We start from the raw sequence: 17,716 nt of genomic DNA, 5'->3' as shown, positions 1-17,716 counted from the left end.
ATGACAGCGCCGTAGCGCCGACGAACAATTAGTTTACTGCCTGTTTCCGGCGTCCAGTGTGGGCGTTCAAACAACATTACAATAGACCATCTTTTTCGATTGTCGGACCAGGATCACATGCGCACAGACACCTTACCTACGATCTCCCGCCACGATTACCAGCCCTACCCTTATCAAATAGATAAGGTACGGCTGGAATTTGATTTGGCGGCCGAGCAAACCTTGGTTCGTCTGGCTTTTCGAGCCAGCAGCCGGGACGGCCAGATCCGCCCCCTGGTACTGGATGGCGAAGACATTGAACTGCTTGAAGTCAGCCTAAACGGGGTCGCCCTGACCGCCCTGGATTACCAGCTTGATGAACAGGGCCTGACGCTCTCGCCCCAGACCGCAGAATGTGATCTGGTGCTGGTAAGCCGTTGCCGCCCCCAAGACAACACCATGCTGATGGGCTTGTATGTCTCGGGCCAGAACCTGTTTACCCAATGTGAAGCCCAGGGCTTTCGTCGTATTACCTTCTTCCCGGACCGTCCTGATGTGATGTCCCGTTATGAAGTGGTCCTGCGCGGCGATGCCAAGCTCTACCCTTATCTGCTGTCCAACGGCAATTTGCTGGAAAGCACCACACTGGACGATGGACGCAGCCAAGCCATTTGGGAAGACCCATTTCCAAAGCCTTCTTATTTATTTGCACTGGTTGCTGGCGACTTTGATGTGCGCGAACGCGAAATCAAAAAAGCCAATGGCCAGCCTGCCCTATTGCAGGTTTATTGCGATCGTGGTGACGGCGATAAAACAGAATGGGCCATGGAATGCCTGGAACATTCAGTACGCTGGGATGAACAACGTTTTGGGCTGGAACTGGATCTGGACCGCTTCATGATTGTGGCCGCTCGCGACTTCAATATGGGCGCGATGGAAAACAAGGGCCTGAACATCTTTAATGCCGCCTACGTGCTGGCCGATGCACAAAGCACTACCGATGCGTCCTTTCACGCCGTGGAAGCAGTTATTGGCCATGAGTACTTCCATAACTGGACCGGCAACCGCGTCACTTGCCGCGACTGGTTCCAGCTATCCCTGAAAGAAGGTCTGACGGTTTTTCGCGATCAGGAGTTTTCGGCTGACATGCTGGCTCAAGGGCTGGACGGCGCTCAAGCCGCCAGCGCCCGCGCCGTCAAACGCATTGATGATGTCAGCGTCCTGCGCGCGGCCCAGTTCCCTGAAGATGCCGGCCCAATGGCTCACCCCATCCGCCCCGAGAGCTATCAGGAAATCAGCAACTTTTACACCGCCACAATTTACGAGAAAGGTGCGGAAGTCATTCGCATGCAGCACACCTTGCTGGGTGAAGAAAACTTCCAGGCTGGTATTCGTGAGTACTTCAAGCGCCATGACGGCCAGGCAGTCACTTGCGACGATTTCGTGGACAGCATGGACAGCGTGTATCGCCAGGTCAAACCCGGCCAGAGCCTGGAACAGTTCCGCCGCTGGTATCAGCAAGCGGGAACACCACGCGTTCAGGTCAGCCTGCAGCACGACCCTGCCACCCAAACCGCCACGCTGACCCTGCGTCAAAGCAATGCGCCCGCCGGGATCGAAAACAAATCCACACCCAAGCCACCTTTGCACATCCCCTTTGCCTTGGGCATGCTGGATCAGCAAGGCGCACCACTGACCCTGCACCTGGATGGTCAGCAAGGCGATACGCTGGTACTGGATTTCACGCAAGCCGAACAAAGCTGGACCTTCACGCAGATTCCTGAGGCGCCCGTCCTATCCTTGTTGCGCAATTTCTCTGCGCCTGTGCGGGTGGACTACTACCGTCCGGATTCCGAGCTGGCTTTGCTGGCCCGTCACGACACGGATCCATTTGCACGTTGGGAAGCGGCTCAACTGCTAGCGACCCGTCTGATCTTGTCCTCGGCATCGGGACGCACACCGTCGGCCGCACAATTGGCGACCGTGGTTCAAACCTGGCATGCGCTGGTACAGGACCCGGCCTTGAGCCCTGCTTACAAGGCGCGCATCCTGTCCCTGCCCAGCGAGCGCGAATTGCTGGAACAAACCAAGCCCATGACCCCGCGCGCCGTGGTTCAGGCCCGTCGTCAGCTGCAACGTGAGCTGGGCCTGGCCCTGACTCCCTACTGGCAGGAACTGTATCAGTACCTGAGCCTGGAACAAGCCCCGTACAGCCCCGACGCCTTGCAGGCTGGCCAGCGCTCCTTGCGCAATCTGGCCCTGAATTACCTGCTGGTTGCCGGTGTGAATACCGGCCCGCAGTTGGCACGCAATCAATACGATCAGGCCACCAATATGACTGATCGCATGGGTGCCTTGAGCGCTCTGGTGAATTACGGTGACCCAGAGGATCGTCAAGACGGCCTGGATGACTTTTTCCAGCGCTGGCAGGACAATCCTCTGGTGCTGGACCGCTGGTTCAGCTTGCAGGCCACCGCCCCCAGCACGCAAGTTGCCCAGGTGCGCGCCCTGATGCTGCATCCCGCTTTCTCGATGCGCAATCCCAACCGCGCCCGCTCTCTGATTTTCCAGTTCTGCATGAATAATATGCAGGCTGTACACACGCCGGAAGGCTATGCCTTCTGGGCTGAGCAAGTCATTGCCCTGGACAAGCTCAACCCGGAAATCTCTGCCCGTCTGGCCCGTGTGTTTGATAACTGGGCCCGCTTTGAACCCGAAACCCGCGACCTGCTCAAGGCAGCGCTGGAGCGTATTCAGGCCGAACCTGGCCTGTCGGGTAATGTGGCCGAAATCGTACATAAAGCATTAACTCTTTGACCTCGGAGTCTGTCTTGAAGAAAAACCTTACTCAGTATCTGGTGGAGCAACAGCGCCAGAAAAAAACGGTCACCGCCGACGTACGCCTGCTGCTGGAAACAGTGGCTCGCGCATGCAAGGCCATTGGCCATGCCGTCAGCAAAGGAGCGCTGGGCGGCGTTCTGGGTTCTCTGGACTCCGAGAATGTCCAGGGCGAAGTTCAGAAAAAGCTGGATGTGCTGTCCAACGAAATCCTGCTGGAAGCCAATGAATGGGGCGGTAACCTGGCGGCCATGGCCTCCGAGGAAATGGACACCCTGCACCGCATTCCCGACTACTACCCCAAGGGCGAAAACCTGCTCTTGTTCGATCCGCTGGATGGCTCGTCCAATATTGACGTGAACGTGTCCATCGGCACGATCTTCTCGGTCCTGAGCGTCCCACCTGAAGCACGCGAGCGCGTCATCGAAGAGCAAGACTTCCTGCAACCCGGCGTGCGTCAGGTTGCCGCCGGCTATGCCATTTACGGCCCGCAAACCATGCTGGTCCTGACTGTCGGTGACGGCGTCGCCGCCTTCACTCTGGACAAGGAAATGGGCTCCTGGGTGCTGACCACCGAGCGCATCACCATCCCCGAGGACACCTCCGAGTTCGCCATCAATATGTCCAATATGCGTCACTGGGAAGCCCCGGTAAAACGCTATATCGACGACTGCCTGGCTGGCCCGGACGGCCCACTGGGCAAAAACTACAATATGCGCTGGATCGCCTCCATGGTGGCCGATGTACACCGCATCCTGACCCGTGGCGGTATCTTCATGTACCCGCGCGATGCCCGTGCCTCCGGTCGCAAGGGCAAGCTGCGTTTGATGTACGAAGCCAACCCCATGAGCTTCCTGGTCGAGCAGGCCGGTGGCATGTCGATTGACGGTACACAGCGTATTCTGGACGTGCAACCTACCGAGCTGCACCAGCGCATTGGCGTGATTCTGGGTTCGCGCAATGAAGTCGAGCGCGTGCGTCAGTACCACGAGCAAGGCTGACTCCTGTCCGCTGAATCTCAGCGGCTGCCGCACTGCTAAATAAAAATGGCCTCCGCTAAGGAGGCCATTTTTTATAAGTAGAACTATTGGGGCTGCGTGCTTATCGGGCTTTCAAAATACCTGACATACAAATCGGGACATCAGGAAAAACAAGCAACACCAGAAGAGTGGATGCCTGACTTACACCTGTTATATCAAGCGCAGCGCTGAGCAAGGGCTAGCTGTTCATCCCCCTTCTTACCCGATAATCCGCCTTAATCCAGCGTCAACACCGTCGAGCCCGTGGTACGACGCCCTGCCAATTCCTCATGGGCCTTGGCAACCTGATCCAGCGGGAAACGCTGACCGATCAGCGGCTTGATCTTGCCTTGCAGCACCAGCTCGAACATCTCGTCAGCGGCATCCTGCATGGTTTCCTGTGTAGGCACATAAGCCCCCAGCACAGGACGGGTCACATACAAGGAGCCCTTCGATGCCAGCGTCGCCAGATTCACACCGGTTACCGGGCCGGAGGCATTGCCAAAGCTGACCATCAGGCCACGCGGCTGCAAACAATCCAGCGAGCGCTCCCAGGTATCCTTGCCCACGCCGTCATATACGACAGGTACTTTCTGGCCATTGGTCAGTTCCAGCACGCGCTGCACCACGTCTTCGTGGGAGTAATCAATCACTTCCCACGCACCGTTCTCTTTCGCCAAAGCGGCTTTCTCGGGACTGGACACCGTACCGATCAACTTCACGCCCAAAGCACGAGCCCATTGGCAGGCGTACAAGCCCACGCCACCCGCAGCGGCATGAAACAGAATCGTCTGGCCTTCATGCACGCGATAGGTCTGGCGCAGCAAATACCAACACGTCAAACCTTTGAGCATCATGGCCGCCGCCTGCTCAAAAGTGACGCCATCAGGAATGCGTACCACACGATCAGCAGGCACATTACGGGCCTCGGCATACGCACCCAGCGGGCTTTGACCGTAGGCAACACGGTCACCCACTTTCAGATGCGTGACACCCGAACCGACTGCTTCCACAATGCCGGACGCTTCAAAACCCAAACCATGCGGCAAGGGATTGCTGTAGAGGCCATTACGGAAATAGATGTCGATAAAGTTCAAGCCCACTGCTTTTTGGCGTATGGTGACTTCTTTCTCCTGCGGAGTGGGCAGCTCTACCGAAGCCCACTGCAATACCTCCGGACCACCATTACGCTCAATCCGTATCGCCTTAACCGTCTGCGTCATTGTTTTACTCCTTTGATGAGGGGCCCGTAGCAATGTCTTAGAATAATGCCTTGCTCTTATTGCCTGCCCGACCCACTAGCCCTATCACTGGCTGATATAAAACACCAGAATAGCCTAAATTGACTCCTTTTTTCTCGGATCGCTTTCCATGACGCATGGACGTGCTCTGGCTGCCATTCATGTGGCCGCCGTACTGTTCGGACTGACCGGCATTTTTGGTGAACTCATTCAGGTCGGCGCCATGCTGATCACCGCGGGCCGAGCCAGCTTTGCAGTCCTGGCCTTGTTTATCAGCATTCGCTCTCAAGGGCGCGGTTTGGGTCAGGGCATGAAAGCAGCGGACTTTCGCACCCTGCTAATGGCCTCCATCATGCTGGCCATTCACTGGGCCACTTTTTTTGTGGCCGTCAAAGTGGGCGGCGTGGCCATTGCCACCTTGGGCTTTGCCAGCTTCCCGGCCTTTATTACCTTGTGTGAATGGGCCGTACTGCGCGAGCGCGTTACCGTATCGGAGTGGATCATTCTGGCCTTGGTCACCGTGGGCTTGTTGCTGGTGACCCCCTCTTTTGATTTCCAGGATCAATCCACCATTGGCCTGGCCTGGGCCATTGCCTCCGGCTTTACTTTCGCCATGTTCACCCTCATCAACCGACGCGCAGCCAAGCACTTGTCGGCACAGCAAGTGGCCTGGTGGGAAAACCTGTTTGTCGCCCTGATGTGCTGGCCTTTTGCCATACCGCTGCTGGGCGACAGCACGCTAGTGGACTGGGTATGGATTGCACTGCTGGGGGTGTTTTGTACGGCCTTGTCGCACTACCTGCTGGTCTCTGCGCTAAGCGTTCTGAATGCTCGCAGTGCCGGGATTGTGATCGCCCTGGAGCCTGTCTACGCGATTGCCTTTGCGGCTCTGCTGTTTGCTCAATACCCCAGTAGCCGAGCACTGCTGGGGGGAGCCATCATGATTGGTGCCATCACGTGGGCGGGTCTGCGCCCGCCCAAATCAAGCTAATGGCTTAGGCCATCGCTTCCAACACTTGGGCGATCGCTTCGCCTACCTGTGTTGTGCTGGCCTGACCACCCAAATCAGGGGTACGTGGACCATTGGCCAGAACCTGCTCAATGGCTTGCACTACTTCGGCGGCTGCCTGGGGGTAGCCCAGGAAGTCCAGCATCAAGGCCCCACTCCAGATCTGACCGACCGGGTTGGCAATGCCCTTGCCATAAATATCCGGTGCCGAGCCGTGCACGGGCTCAAACAAGGAGGGGAATACGCGTTCGGGGTTCAGGTTGGCCGACGGTGCAATGCCGATGGTGCCGGTACATGCCGGGCCCAGATCGGACAAGATATCGCCAAACAGGTTGGAAGCTACAACAACATCAAACCAGTCCGGGTGCTGCACAAAGTGTGCACACAGAATATCGATGTGATACTTGTCCCATTTCACATCCGGGTATTGCTCGCCCATGGCGGCCACGCGGGAATCCCACCAGGGCATGGAAATCGAAATACCGTTGGACTTGGTCGCAGCAGTCACGTGTTTACCGCGTTTTTTAGCCAGTTCAAAAGCGAACTTCAAGACTCGGTCCGTACCCGTGCGGGTAAAGACACTTTCCTGAATCACCACTTCGCGCTGCGTGCCCTCAAACATGATGCCGCCGCTATTGGAGTATTCACCTTCGGTGTTCTCGCGCACGATAAAGAAATCGATATCACCGGGCTCACGACCTGCCAGTGGCGAACGCACACCAGGCATCAAACGCACAGGACGCAAGTTGATGTATTGATCAAATTCACGACGGAACTTGAACAGAGATTCCCACAGCGAAACGTGGTCGGGAACCAGATCAGGCCAGCCCATGGCGCCAAAGAAAATGGCCTCGGTATCCATTAATTGGGCTTTCCAGTCCGAAGGCATCATGGTGCCGTGCTTCTGGTAGTAGTCCGAGCTCCAGTCCAGAACTTTCCAATCAAAATTGATGGCGTGACGGCGAGCGGCCACTTCCAGAATACGCAGCCCTTCAGGCATGACTTCCTTGCCGATCCCATCTCCTGCGATCACGGCAATACGATGAACTTTACTCATTCCTCTTTCCTTGTGGTTTTACATGGCCTCCACGGCCTTATTCTGAAAAGACGCTGCTCTGTTCACAAAACAGCAATTAGCCTGCCAGCTTCCACGGTGCCGGCAGGCCAGTCCAAATCGGTTAAGGATTAATAGCCCTGACTGTGATTCACCCGACCAGTCGCAGGCTTGCCTTGCTGCAAAAGCTCGATGCGCGAGCCAATTTGCTCCAATGCCAATTCACGAACGGTGATACCCGAAATATGAGGCGTAACCATCACAGAAGGAATACCCCAATACGGATGATCGGCTGGCAACGGCTCCTGGGTAAAGGCATCCAGCAAAGCGCCTGACAGATGACCGCTCTTCAGAGCATCCAGCACATCGGCATCGACCAAGTGGCCACCGCGAGCGACGTTAATCAAATAGCCACCAGGCTGCAAATTCGACAATACGTCGCGGTTGATCAAACCTTCTGTTTGCGGAGTCAGTGGCAAGGCGTTGACCAGGATACGGCTGGCAGAGACGCACTCTTTCAGGCCCTTTTCACCGGCATAGCAAGGGAAGTCCGCTTCGTGCAGACGACGCGACCAGCCATGTACGGGATAGCCCAGACTGGCGATGACCTTGGCAATCTTGCTGCCAATCGCGCCCAGCCCCAGCACAGCGACTGGCCACTGGCGGCGGTCGATCGGGCGGTAGGCTTTCCACTTTCCCTCACGCGCCTGTTCCTCGTAGGGCTGAAAACGGCCTACCGCACGCAGCACGCCATACAAGGCATATTCGGCCATTTGCTCGGCCATGCCCGCATCTTCCAAGCGGTACAAAGGCATCTCGGCCGGGATGGTCCCTGCAACGGCATCCACGCCCGCCCCCAGATTGAAGGTGGCGCGCAAATGGGGTTCCTGCTTGAACAAGGCCGCATCCGGCTGCCAGACGATGGCGTAAGTCGCCCCGGTGCTGGGCTGACCTGCTACAAACTCATCAACTTTCCAATCAGGATAGACTTTGCGGAATTCATCCGCCCAACGTGCTGTTTCTGATGGCCTTGTGGTGGCAACAATTAAATGAGGCAGTTGCGTGGGCATTAACGTTTCCCTCCAAATAAAGAACCCAATACCCCACGCAGCACTTTGGTGGCAGCCCGTTTGGTCTCGGTTTTGATCATGCTTTGCACCAGGCCGTCCTTCTTGCCACCACGCGGCCCGGTTGATCCAAACAGAAAGTCATTGACGACACCCATCAGGCCTTCGTCCTTGCCTGCCGCCGCTCCCGGCTGCGTGGCACCCGCGGCACCATTGGCAGCCGCATCAGCCGCTTTTTTGGCCAGCACCTCGTAGGCGGATTCGCGGTCAATTGCCTGGTCGTACTTCAAGCCAAACAAGGACGCTTGTCGTACCGTTTGCCGCTCCGCATCGGTAGCGGGGCCAATTCGGCTACCCGGAGCCACCAGCCAGGCACGCTCGGTAGGCGTGGGAATCCCCTTGGCATCCAGCATGGACACCAGGGCCTCGCCAACGCCCAACTCGGTAATGGCCGCTTCAATATCCAGACCAGGATTGGGGCGCATGGTTTGCGCTGCTGTCTTGACGGCTTTCTGATCACGCGGTGTAAAGGCGCGCAAGGCGTGCTGTACTCGATTACCCAGCTGACCCAGAACGGTATCGGGAATATCCAGCGGGTTTTGTGTCACGAAATAAATACCCACACCTTTGGAGCGGATCAGACGCACAACCTGCTCGACTTTTTCCAGCAAGGCCTTTGGTGCACCTGTAAACAATAAGTGGGCTTCGTCAAAGAAGAAAACCAGACGCGGTTTGTCCAGATCGCCCACTTCCGGCAGGCGCTCGTACAGATCGGCCAGCATCCACAGCAGGAAGACCGCATACAAGCGGGGGGACTGCATCAGCTTGTCGGCTGCCAGCACATTGATCATGCCGCGCCCGGCCGAGTCGGTACGAATCCAGTCCATCACATCCAGCGCTGGCTCACCAAAGAAGCGATCCGCCCCCTGCGTTTCCAGGCGCAGCAAGGCGCGTTGGATTGCCCCCACACTGGCTGCCGCAATATTGCCATACTGATTGCGCAGCTCGGCAGCACGATCCGATACGTCTTGCAGCACGGCGCGCAAATCTTTCAGGTCCAGAATCAACTGGCCCTCGTCGTCTGCCAGACGAAAGACGATATTGAGAATCCCTTCCTGGGTATCGTTCAACTCCAGAATCTGGGACAGCAGCAAAGGCCCCATGTCGGAAATCGTGGCCCGGACCGGATGGCCCTGCTCGCCAAAAATATCCCAGAAGGTGACCGGGTTCGCCCCCCAGGCTGGCTCGGGCAGGCTCAGCTTTTGCAGGCGCTCCTGCAATTTCGGATTAGGCTGGGCGGCTTGAGAAATTCCACTCAAATCGCCTTTGGCGTCGGCCAGAAAAACCGGCGTTCCCAGGCGGGAAAAGGCTTCGGCCAAAACCTGCAAGGTGACGGTCTTCCCCGTCCCGGTAGCCCCCGTAATACAACCATGCCGATTGGCCAGCGCAGGCAACAGGTAAATGGGAGTATCGCTATTCTGAGCAAGCAAAATTGGATCAGCCATGATTGTTTGTTCTCTTCCGGATAGAATGCCAAGTGCCTAGATTCTAGCGACTTTCGCCCAAGCTCGGGCCTTGTCGCGCAGACAGGTTAAAATAGATCTGTTTTTCTTTGAACGTAGTCTACTGAATTGGTAATACTTTATGGCCGGACATAGTAAATGGGCGAATATTCAGCACCGTAAAGGTCGTCAAGACGCAAAACGGGGCAAACTTTGGACCAAGATCATTCGTGAGGTCACCGTGGCCGCACGTGCCGGCGGCCCTGACCCCGAGTCCAACCCACGTTTGCGCATGGCCTGGGACAAGGCAACCGCTGCCAATATGCCCAAAGACAACATTCTGCGCGCCATCCAGCGCGGCGCAGGCGGCGCGGATGATGCCAACTACGAAGAAATTCGCTACGAGGGCTACGGTATTAACGGCGCGGCCGTGATTGTGGACTGCATGACCGACAACCGTCAGCGTACGGTCTCGGATGTGCGTCACGCCTTTACAAAAAATGGCGGCAATCTGGGTCTGGACGGCTCGGTCGTGTTTCAATTCCGCCACTGCGGTCAGTTTCTGTTCGCTCCGGGCACTTCGGAAGACACGATTATGGAAATCGGCCTGGAAGCTGGTGCCGACGATATCGTGACCGACGAAGAAGGCCTGATCGAAGTGCTGTGCGCTCCTACGGACTACCCGGCTGTGCAAGCCGCGTTCCAGGCCGCTGGCCTGACGCCTGAAGTGGAAGGCGTGGTCATGAAAGCCCTGAACGAAACGGAACTGAGCGGCGACGATGCCGTCAAGATGCAAAAACTTCTGGACGCACTGGAAGGCCTGGACGATGTCCAAGAGGTCTACACCACCGCCGTCATGGACGAAGCCGAATAAGCTATTTCTGAAAACTCCTCTTTGCGGGCCCTGCCCGACTCATCACTATGAAGCTACTTGTTGTCGGCAGCGGCGGCCGTGAACACGCCTTGGCATGGCGCCTGGCCCAATCTGCACGCGTGCAGACTGTCTACGTTGCCCCGGGCAATGGCGGTACCGCGCGTGCCGAACGTATTGAAAACCTGGCCATCACCGATATCCAGGAACTGATTGCCTTTGTGAAGCAAGAAAAAATTGCCTTCACTGTCGTCGGCCCGGAAGCACCGCTGGCCGCAGGCATTGTGGACGCCTTCCGTGCGGCCGGTCTGAAAATCTTTGGTCCCACCCAGGCTGCCGCGCAGCTGGAAAGCTCCAAGGACTATGCCAAAGCCTTCATGGTGCGCCACAACATCCCGACGGCGGCCTACGCGACCTTTACCGATCCGGACGCCGCCAAGGATTACATCCGTCAGCAAGGCGCTCCCATTGTGGTCAAGGCCGATGGCCTGGCCGCTGGCAAGGGCGTGATTGTGGCCACCACGCTGGAAGAAGCATTGGGCGCCATTGACGACATTCTGGGTGATGGTCGCTTTGGTGCCGCCGGTGCCCGCGTGGTCGTGGAAGAATGCCTGACCGGCGAAGAAGCCAGTTTCATCGTGATGTGCGACGGCAAGAATGTGCTGCCCATGGCTACCAGCCAGGACCACAAACGCCTGAAAGACGGCGACCAGGGCCCGAACACAGGCGGCATGGGTGCTTACTCCCCCGCCCCTATCGTCAGCCCCACGCTGCATAACCGAATCATGCGCGAAGTCATTCACCCCACCATGCAAGGCATGGCCAAGGAAGGCTTGCCCTACTCCGGCTTTCTGTACGCGGGCGTGATGATTGACGATGGCCCGGATGCCACCCGCCCCATCAAGGTGCTGGAATTCAACTGCCGCATGGGCGACCCTGAAACCCAGCCCATCATGATGCGCATCAAGAGCGATCTGACCGAAACCTTCGAACTGGCTCTGGCTGGCAAGCTGGACGAGGCCACCATCGAATGGGATCGTCGTACCGCGATTGGCGTGGTACTGGCCGCGGCCAATTACCCCGAAGAGCCTCGTACTGGTGATGCCATCACGCAATTTGCGAAAGACACCGACGAGTGCATCACCTTCCATGCAGGCACGCAGATGAAAGACGGCACCGTGGTCACCACGGGTGGTCGTGTATTGTGTGTCACCGCCATGGCCGACTCCATCCGTCGCGCTCAGGAAGCCGCCTACGAGGCCATTTCCCAAACGCATTTCGACGGCAAGCAATTTCGCACCGATATCGGCTGGCGCGCTCTGCCCAGCAGTGAATCCTGATTGTCGCAGCAAGGTCTTTTCATGTCTTTACCCATTGATACCGTCCAGGCTTATTTCCGTCAGTTGCAAAGCCACATCGTGGACACTCTGGAGCAGCTGGATGGCACGCCTTTCGAGTCGGACCAGTGGGATCGTCCAGAAGGCGGTGGCGGTCTGTCCCGCCTGCTGGAGAACGGCCCTGTTTTTGAACGGGCTGCCGTTCTGTTCAGCCATGTCAAAGGCCACACCCTGCCTCCATCGGCCAGCGCCCACCGCCCTGAACTGGCCGGACGCCCTTGGGAGGCCATGGGTGTTTCACTGGTGATTCACCCGCGCAATCCCTTTGTACCCACCACGCACATGAATGTGCGCATGTTTGTGGCCCAGGCCCAGACAGCGGATCAAGAGGATGTGTTCTGGTTTGGTGGCGGTCTGGACTTGACGCCCTACTACCTGCACGAAGACGATGCCCGCCATTTCCACCAGGTGTGCCACGATGCTCTGGCGCCGCACGGTGCGGATTACTACCCGCGCTACAAGCGCTGGTGCGACGAATATTTTTATCTGAAGCACCGCAACGAGACCCGTGGCATTGGCGGCATTTTCTACGACGACCTGAACGAGCCCGGCTTTGAAGCCAGCTTTGCCCTGACCCGCTCCGTGGGCAATTCCTTTACCGATGCCTACGCGCCTATCGTTCGTGCCCGCATGGATCAGGAATACACCCAGGCGCATCGAGACTTCCAGGCCATTCGTCGCGGCCGCTATGTCGAATTCAATCTGGTCTTTGACCGTGGCACCCTGTTTGGCCTGCAATCGGGTGGCCGTACGGAATCCATCCTGCTGTCCATGCCACCCCAGGCGAACTGGCGCTACAACTGGTCGCCTGAACCCGGCACGCCAGAAGCGGCCCTGGCGCAATACCTGGTGCCTCGCGAATGGATTTAAAGCGTGTCGGGCTCCTGGGTGGCAGTTTCGACCCCATCCATAAAGCTCATGTGGCGCTGGCGCTTGCCGCGTTCGACCAGCTGCAGCTGGACCAGGTTCAGTTGCTGCCCGCTGCCCAGCCCTGGCAACGCGACGCCTTGGGTGCCAGCACCCAGGATCGTTTGGTCATGGCCGAGCTGGCCGCCCAAAGCCATCCGGGCTTGCAGGTCAACCCCGTAGAGATCGAGCGCGGTGGCCCAACCTACACCATCGACACGGTGCGCAGCTTGCCCGCCGGGTCGCGCTACTACTGGATTTTAGGCAGCGACCAGCTGCATAATTTTTGCAGCTGGAACGACTGGCAAGAAATTCTTGAATACGTCGAACTGGCTGTTGCCCAGCGCCCCGGCAGTCCTTTGGAGACGCCCGTCGCCTTGCAGCAGGAACTGAGTCGACTTCAGCGCCGTTTGCATCAGATTGACTTTCTGCCCATGGACATCTCGGCCACCCAGATTCGGGAGCGAGTGCAGCGCGGTGACAACATCACCGCCCTGGTACCGGAAGAAGTCGCTCAATACATTGACAAAAAACGGCTCTATCTTTCCCACCCACAGGCGCGCCCTGTATAGTTCTTTTTATGAATATAGAAACACTTCAACGACTCGTCATCGATGCCCTCGAGGACGTCAAAGCTCAAGACATCAAGGTCTTTAGCACTACCCACATGACCGGCCTGTTCGATCGTGTGGTCATTGCCAGTGGTACTTCCAACCGGCAAACCCGCGCTCTGGCCCAGAGCGTGTTTGACAAGGCACGCCAAAACAAGGTCGAAGTCCTGGCCCATGAAGGCGAGGACACCGGCGAATGGGTGTTGCTGGATTTGGGTGACATCGTGGTGCATTGCATGCAGCCGGCCATCCGCCAGTACTACAACCTGGAAGAACTTTGGGGCGAACGCCCTGTCGAAGTGGAACTGCTGCCGCAATCGCGCCAGGTTCCACCGGCTGGCTTTTTCGCCAGCGCCGACGAAGACGAAGACTAAGCCCTTCCACTGTCCTGTCGGCAATACCCGGGCCGCAGCTTACGATGCGGCCTTTTTTCTTTTACGACATTCCATGAAACTCATTGTCATCGCGGTAGGTCAGCGCATGCCCGACTGGGTGGAACAAGGCTGGCAGGAATATGCTCGCCGCATGCCCCAGGACTGCGCCATAGAACTGCGCGAAATCAAGGCCGAACCCCGTACCAGCGGCAAGACGCCTGCCCAGATGATGCAGGCCGAGGCCAAACGCATTGAAGCGGCCATTCCCGCCCAGGCGATGCGCATCGCCCTGGACGAACGCGGCAAGGACCTGACCACCGTCAAGCTGGCTCAGGAGCTGGAGCGCTGGCGCAGCAGCGGTCAGGATATTGCCATTCTGGTCGGTGGCCCGGACGGACTGGATGCGGCACTCAAGCAAAGCTGCCACGGCATGTTGCGTCTGTCCTCCCTGACCCTGCCTCACCCCTTGGTACGTATCTTTCTGGCCGAGCAACTGTATCGCGCCTGGTCCGTCATGACCGGGCACCCTTACCACCGCGCCTGAACCTTCTTTTAGTCCTGGTTTCTTATGCCTTTTCAGCCCATCTATCTGGCCTCAGCCAGTCCACGTCGCCACGATCTGCTCAACAGCATCCAGATCACTCATGAAGTCCTGCATGTGCCCAGCCCTCCGGGCGAGGATGAACCGCGTCTGGAACAGGAAGCGGTGCTGGATTATGTCCGTCGCACGGCTCGCGACAAGCTGCTGCGCGCCCTGGAATGGCGGGCACAGGACAGCAGTCTGGATCAGGAGCGCGCTATTTTGAGTGCCGACACCACGGTCTGCATGGACGAGACCATATTTGGCAAACCTGCTGATCTGGCCGATGCCGCACGTATCTTGCGCGAGCTCTCGGGCCGCCGTCACAAAGTGATGACCGCCTTATCCCTGGGCGTAGGTGGTGTGGAGTTTGAAAGTATCAGCATCAGCGAAGTCAGCTTCAAAACTCTGAACGAACAAGAAATTGCGGAATACTGCGCCAGCGGCGAGCCTATGGGTAAAGCGGGAGCCTATGGCATTCAAGGCCTGGGCGGTGCCTTTATCAGCCACTTGAGTGGCAGCTATACCGGCGTAATGGGCTTGCCTGTTCACGAAACCTACCGCTTGCTGGAACTGGCCAATCTGAAGATCCGCGCTTAAAGACCGGCTAATGCAGAGAAACAACCTGATCAGAACAGGAATGGGGAACTATCCAGGCAAGGCCTAGTCCCATTCTTTTATTCAATTTTGATCTTAGTATATATTTTCTGGATATATACATTCACCGACTGTTTTGCAGGATTAACCACCATGCCGCTTTCCTCTTTTTCGATCCGTCTTGCCTTGGCCGGTTTACTGTGCGCCAGCACCGTCGTCCAAGCCGCCGACCGCCCCGCTGCCCTGAAGGCCCTGGAAGAGCAAGGGCTATCCATTGTGGGCGAATTTGATGCTCCCGGTGGCCTGAAAGCCTGGGGTGCGTATAGCGGGAATCGCGCATTGGCCATCTATAACCTGCCCGACGGGCAGCACATGATGGTGGGCACCATGATCGATGCCAAGGGTGAAGAGGTACGCCCGGCCGGTCTGGACGAACTGGTGCAACCCGCCATTGCCAAGGACATGCTGGGCAAACTGGAAAAATCCCGCTGGATCAAGGATGGCGACGACAAGGCCCCACGCGTGGTCTACGTGTTTACCGACCCGAATTGCCCTTACTGCATGCAGTTCTGGAAAATGGCTCGCCCCTGGGTTGAGTCCGGCAAAGTACAGCTGCGCCACGTCATGGTGGGCATTCTGGCCCCCAGCAGCAGCCTGAAATCGGCTGCCATCCTGGCTGCCAAGGATCCCACAAAGGCCTTGAACGAGCACTCTTTGGCCATGCTGAAAGATCGCAGCGCCGGAGTGAAAGGCCTGGACAGTGTACCCAGTGATATTGAGGCCGATCTGACCCGCAATGAAGATCTGATGATGGGCTGGGATTTGCGTGCCACCCCCGCCATGGTCTGGCAGGATGAGCAAGGTCGCATTCAAATGCAGACCGGCGCTTCACCCGACATTACCGAACGCGTTTTTGGCCCACGCTAATTTCAAGCAGGACGTTTATTCATGAGCACTCGTGTTCTCTTGCATGCCCCCACCGTTCATGCCCTGGAGCGCGCCCGCAGCAATGCGCGCAACTTGCTCAAGGACATACCGGATGCCCAGATTCGCATCATCGCCAATGCGCAGGCCGTTAAAGCTTGCGTAGAAGGCGCGGAACACGATTGCGACGCCTACACCTACCTGTGCCCCAACACGCTGCGCAATCAGTCCCTCAGTGCGCCAGAACGCTTCCAAACCTTGGAGCAAGGTGCCATCACTGCCCTGGTGAAACTGCAGGCGGAAAACTGGATTTACATTCGAGCCTGATGGGGTGTAGGGCCAGAACAACAGACCATACTGGCCGGTCATGATTCTGCCTGCCCCCACCCAAACCTTGATACGATAGCTAAGCTCGCGACAAGCGGGCCTGTTTTTACCCGTATCACAAGGAATCTGTCATGCCCACCCTCGTCCGTTCTGCGCTGCGTCCCTGCCTTTTACTGGCTTTATGTGCTTTAGGAACCAGCCAGGCACTTGCACAGCAAACTACCGTGGGTGTCGGTGTTGGTTTTGCCCCCAAGTACGAAGGGGCTGACAGCTACGACGGCCGTTTCTACCCTCTGCTCTCGCACCGTAACGGCCATTTTTTCCTGGCCCCCAAAGCAGGCATGCCTGCCATCGGTCTGCAAACCAATCTGACAGACAACTGGACTATCGGTACTTACGCCGCTCTGGCCCGTGCCCGTAAATCCGGTGATGCCGACCGCCTGTACGGAACTGATGATATTGATCGTCACGGCAATCTGGGTGTATTTACTGCTTACCAACTGGGCAATGCCAAGATTGAAGGCAGCTACTACCAGGCACTGAAAAGCGGTTATGGCGCCACGGCCGTTCTGGATTTGAGCTACCGCCTCTGGAACGATCAGGACAGCAGCTTCTCGCTGGGTGCCGAATTGAAATGGTCCAACGAAAAAGCCATGCGCACCTACTTTGGCGTGAAGTCGCATGAAGCCGCTGGCAGCAATGGACAACTGCGCACCTACCGCCCTGACGCGGGTTTGCGCTCTTATGCCTTGTACGGCCAGTACACCCACAAGATCAGCGAAAGCTGGTCCCTGCAAGGTCTGCTAGGCGTGAACACCTTGGGTGAAGAGGCCAAAGACAGCCCGCTGGTCGAGAAGAAAAGCAGCGTCTTTGGTGGCGTAGGCTTGGGCTACAGCTTCTAAATTCCTGTCAGGGTCTGCCGACCCGCTTGACCGTCAAGCCGTTGTGCTCCAGGCGTGCCTGCACAACGGCTCGATGATCGCCCTGAATCTCCAGCGTTCCCTCTTTCAGCGTCCCGCCCGCTCCACAGGCGTTCTTCAGTTCCTTGACCAGCGCCTTGAGCTGCTCCTCGGGCATCACCAGGCCCGTGACCACGGTCACTCCCTTCCCTTTTCGCCCCTTGGTTTCCAGACTCAAGCGCACCGGCCCCTGAGCCTGAGACAGGCTTTGCTCGCGCCGATTTTCCTCGCAACGACATTGCTTTTGTGGCTGCCCGCAATCAGGACACATACGTCCTTGTTCTGTGCTGTACACCAGCCGAGACAGCTGATCCGATAAGCTGGCCATAAAATCTGGCTCCCTTCGCTGATTAAATAAAAAAGGCCCCCACGCTGCGCCTTCGGCTTGCGCTCCACCCTGGGACGGCCCGGCAGTAAAAAAAAGCCCACCGAACTTCGGTGGGCTTTACGCTGGACCAGGC

18 protein-coding genes are annotated in these 17,716 nt (G+C 57.5%); 13 read left to right on the top strand and 5 right to left on the bottom strand.

The features are described 5' to 3' along the window. Positions 1–117: 117 nt before the first annotated feature. Positions 118–2,796 carry an aminopeptidase N gene (pepN, locus tag MID00_RS14740; protein ID WP_254498990.1) on the top strand — a complete coding sequence of 893 codons (2,679 nt, stop codon included), beginning with the start codon at positions 118–120 and terminating at the stop codon, positions 2,794–2,796. After that, positions 2,793–3,818 (top strand): class 1 fructose-bisphosphatase, encoded by a 1,026-nt coding sequence (locus MID00_RS14735; protein WP_203145634.1) that lies wholly within the window; start codon positions 2,793–2,795, stop codon positions 3,816–3,818. The genes pepN and MID00_RS14735 overlap by 4 nt, the downstream gene beginning before the upstream one ends. Before the next feature lie 254 nt (positions 3,819–4,072). Here MID00_RS14735 and MID00_RS14730 read toward each other — a convergent pair whose 3' ends face one another. After that, positions 4,073–5,059, bottom strand: a complete 987-nt coding sequence (locus tag MID00_RS14730; RefSeq protein ID WP_254498989.1) for a quinone oxidoreductase — start codon at positions 5,057–5,059, stop codon at positions 4,073–4,075. Between the two features lie 148 nt (positions 5,060–5,207). Between MID00_RS14730 and MID00_RS14725 the strand changes: the two genes are divergently transcribed. Continuing rightward, positions 5,208–6,068 carry a DMT family transporter gene (locus MID00_RS14725; RefSeq protein WP_247966628.1) on the top strand — a complete coding sequence of 287 codons (861 nt, stop codon included), beginning with the start codon at positions 5,208–5,210 and terminating at the stop codon, positions 6,066–6,068. 4 nt (positions 6,069–6,072) lie between these two features. Here the strand turns inward: MID00_RS14725 and MID00_RS14720 are convergent, their stop codons facing one another. The 3 genes from MID00_RS14720 to MID00_RS14710 all read right to left on the bottom strand — a co-directional run bounded on the left by MID00_RS14720 (position 6,073) and on the right by MID00_RS14710 (position 9,712). Continuing rightward, positions 6,073–7,143, bottom strand: a complete 1,071-nt coding sequence (locus MID00_RS14720) for a tartrate dehydrogenase (protein WP_009456162.1) — start codon at positions 7,141–7,143, stop codon at positions 6,073–6,075. 128 nt (positions 7,144–7,271) lie between these two features. After that, a complete protein-coding gene (locus tag MID00_RS14715; RefSeq protein WP_250755897.1) occupies positions 7,272–8,210 on the bottom strand; it encodes a glyoxylate/hydroxypyruvate reductase A in 939 nt (312 codons plus the stop codon). Further along, positions 8,210–9,712, bottom strand: a complete 1,503-nt coding sequence (locus MID00_RS14710; RefSeq protein ID WP_250755898.1) for a helicase HerA-like domain-containing protein — start codon at positions 9,710–9,712, stop codon at positions 8,210–8,212. The genes MID00_RS14715 and MID00_RS14710 overlap by 1 nt, the downstream gene beginning before the upstream one ends. Before the next feature lie 139 nt (positions 9,713–9,851). Here MID00_RS14710 and MID00_RS14705 point away from each other — a divergent pair, with 139 nt between their 5' ends. The 10 genes from MID00_RS14705 (at position 9,852) to MID00_RS14660 (ending at position 17,198) form a co-directional block, all read left to right on the top strand. Next, positions 9,852–10,583, top strand: a complete 732-nt coding sequence (locus MID00_RS14705) for a YebC/PmpR family DNA-binding transcriptional regulator (RefSeq protein ID WP_026483044.1) — start codon at positions 9,852–9,854, stop codon at positions 10,581–10,583. A 47-nt stretch (positions 10,584–10,630) separates the two neighbouring features. Beyond that, positions 10,631–11,920, top strand: coding sequence for a phosphoribosylamine--glycine ligase (purD, locus tag MID00_RS14700; RefSeq protein WP_022983309.1), 1,290 nt, complete (start codon positions 10,631–10,633; stop codon positions 11,918–11,920). A gap of 21 nt (positions 11,921–11,941) precedes the next feature. Continuing rightward, positions 11,942–12,847, top strand: coding sequence for an oxygen-dependent coproporphyrinogen oxidase (gene hemF / locus MID00_RS14695; protein ID WP_060186928.1), 906 nt, complete (start codon positions 11,942–11,944; stop codon positions 12,845–12,847). After that, on the top strand, positions 12,838–13,455 hold the full coding sequence (nadD, locus tag MID00_RS14690) for a nicotinate (nicotinamide) nucleotide adenylyltransferase (protein ID WP_009456143.1): 618 nt from the start codon (positions 12,838–12,840) through the stop codon (positions 13,453–13,455). Before hemF ends, nadD begins: the two co-directional genes overlap by 10 nt. An 8-nt stretch (positions 13,456–13,463) precedes the next feature. Then, positions 13,464–13,868 carry a ribosome silencing factor gene (gene rsfS, locus MID00_RS14685; protein WP_009456142.1) on the top strand — a complete coding sequence of 135 codons (405 nt, stop codon included), beginning with the start codon at positions 13,464–13,466 and terminating at the stop codon, positions 13,866–13,868. Between the two features lie 73 nt (positions 13,869–13,941). Then, a complete protein-coding gene (rlmH, locus tag MID00_RS14680) occupies positions 13,942–14,412 on the top strand; it encodes a 23S rRNA (pseudouridine(1915)-N(3))-methyltransferase RlmH (protein WP_009456141.1) in 471 nt (156 codons plus the stop codon). Positions 14,413–14,436: 24 nt separating this feature from the next. Next, positions 14,437–15,048 (top strand): nucleoside triphosphate pyrophosphatase, encoded by a 612-nt coding sequence (locus MID00_RS14675; RefSeq protein WP_026483047.1) that lies wholly within the window; start codon positions 14,437–14,439, stop codon positions 15,046–15,048. 150 nt (positions 15,049–15,198) lie between these two features. After that, entirely contained in the window at positions 15,199–15,972 is a 774-nt protein-coding gene (gene dsbG, locus MID00_RS14670; RefSeq protein WP_250755899.1) for a thiol:disulfide interchange protein DsbG, read from the top strand. A 21-nt stretch (positions 15,973–15,993) separates the two neighbouring features. Next, positions 15,994–16,296, top strand: coding sequence for a hypothetical protein (locus MID00_RS14665; protein WP_009456361.1), 303 nt, complete (start codon positions 15,994–15,996; stop codon positions 16,294–16,296). A gap of 131 nt (positions 16,297–16,427) precedes the next feature. Next, complete coding sequence (locus MID00_RS14660; protein WP_009456452.1) at positions 16,428–17,198, top strand: MipA/OmpV family protein; 771 nt, start codon at positions 16,428–16,430, stop codon at positions 17,196–17,198. A 7-nt stretch (positions 17,199–17,205) separates the two neighbouring features. Here MID00_RS14660 and MID00_RS14655 read toward each other — a convergent pair whose 3' ends face one another. Continuing rightward, the gene (locus MID00_RS14655) at positions 17,206–17,583 is read right to left on the bottom strand and encodes a hypothetical protein (protein WP_009456454.1); all 378 of its coding nucleotides are present in this window, start codon (positions 17,581–17,583) and stop codon (positions 17,206–17,208) included. Positions 17,584–17,716 lie beyond the last annotated feature (133 nt).

The organism is Alcaligenes sp. NLF5-7 (assembly GCF_024266725.1).
Classification (GTDB): domain Bacteria; phylum Pseudomonadota; class Gammaproteobacteria; order Burkholderiales; family Burkholderiaceae_B; genus Alcaligenes; species Alcaligenes phenolicus.
This window is presented reverse-complemented; position numbering and strand designations above follow the sequence as displayed.

Coding starts and splice junctions, on each gene's coding strand:
- pepN (WP_254498990.1), top strand. CDS start 118: ATGCGCACAGACACCTTACCTACGATCTCCCGCCACGATTACCAGCCC.
- MID00_RS14675 (WP_026483047.1), top strand. CDS start 14,437: ATGCCTTTTCAGCCCATCTATCTGGCCTCAGCCAGTCCACGTCGCCAC.
- MID00_RS14730 (WP_254498989.1), bottom strand. CDS start 5,059: ATGACGCAGACGGTTAAGGCGATACGGATTGAGCGTAATGGTGGTCCG.
- MID00_RS14725 (WP_247966628.1), top strand. CDS start 5,208: ATGACGCATGGACGTGCTCTGGCTGCCATTCATGTGGCCGCCGTACTG.
- rsfS (WP_009456142.1), top strand. CDS start 13,464: ATGAATATAGAAACACTTCAACGACTCGTCATCGATGCCCTCGAGGAC.
- MID00_RS14665 (WP_009456361.1), top strand. CDS start 15,994: ATGAGCACTCGTGTTCTCTTGCATGCCCCCACCGTTCATGCCCTGGAG.
- nadD (WP_009456143.1), top strand. CDS start 12,838: ATGGATTTAAAGCGTGTCGGGCTCCTGGGTGGCAGTTTCGACCCCATC.
- dsbG (WP_250755899.1), top strand. CDS start 15,199: ATGCCGCTTTCCTCTTTTTCGATCCGTCTTGCCTTGGCCGGTTTACTG.
- purD (WP_022983309.1), top strand. CDS start 10,631: ATGAAGCTACTTGTTGTCGGCAGCGGCGGCCGTGAACACGCCTTGGCA.
- MID00_RS14655 (WP_009456454.1), bottom strand. CDS start 17,583: ATGGCCAGCTTATCGGATCAGCTGTCTCGGCTGGTGTACAGCACAGAA.
- MID00_RS14710 (WP_250755898.1), bottom strand. CDS start 9,712: ATGGCTGATCCAATTTTGCTTGCTCAGAATAGCGATACTCCCATTTAC.
- rlmH (WP_009456141.1), top strand. CDS start 13,942: ATGAAACTCATTGTCATCGCGGTAGGTCAGCGCATGCCCGACTGGGTG.
- MID00_RS14715 (WP_250755897.1), bottom strand. CDS start 8,210: ATGCCCACGCAACTGCCTCATTTAATTGTTGCCACCACAAGGCCATCA.
- MID00_RS14720 (WP_009456162.1), bottom strand. CDS start 7,143: ATGAGTAAAGTTCATCGTATTGCCGTGATCGCAGGAGATGGGATCGGC.
- MID00_RS14705 (WP_026483044.1), top strand. CDS start 9,852: ATGGCCGGACATAGTAAATGGGCGAATATTCAGCACCGTAAAGGTCGT.
- hemF (WP_060186928.1), top strand. CDS start 11,942: ATGTCTTTACCCATTGATACCGTCCAGGCTTATTTCCGTCAGTTGCAA.
- MID00_RS14660 (WP_009456452.1), top strand. CDS start 16,428: ATGCCCACCCTCGTCCGTTCTGCGCTGCGTCCCTGCCTTTTACTGGCT.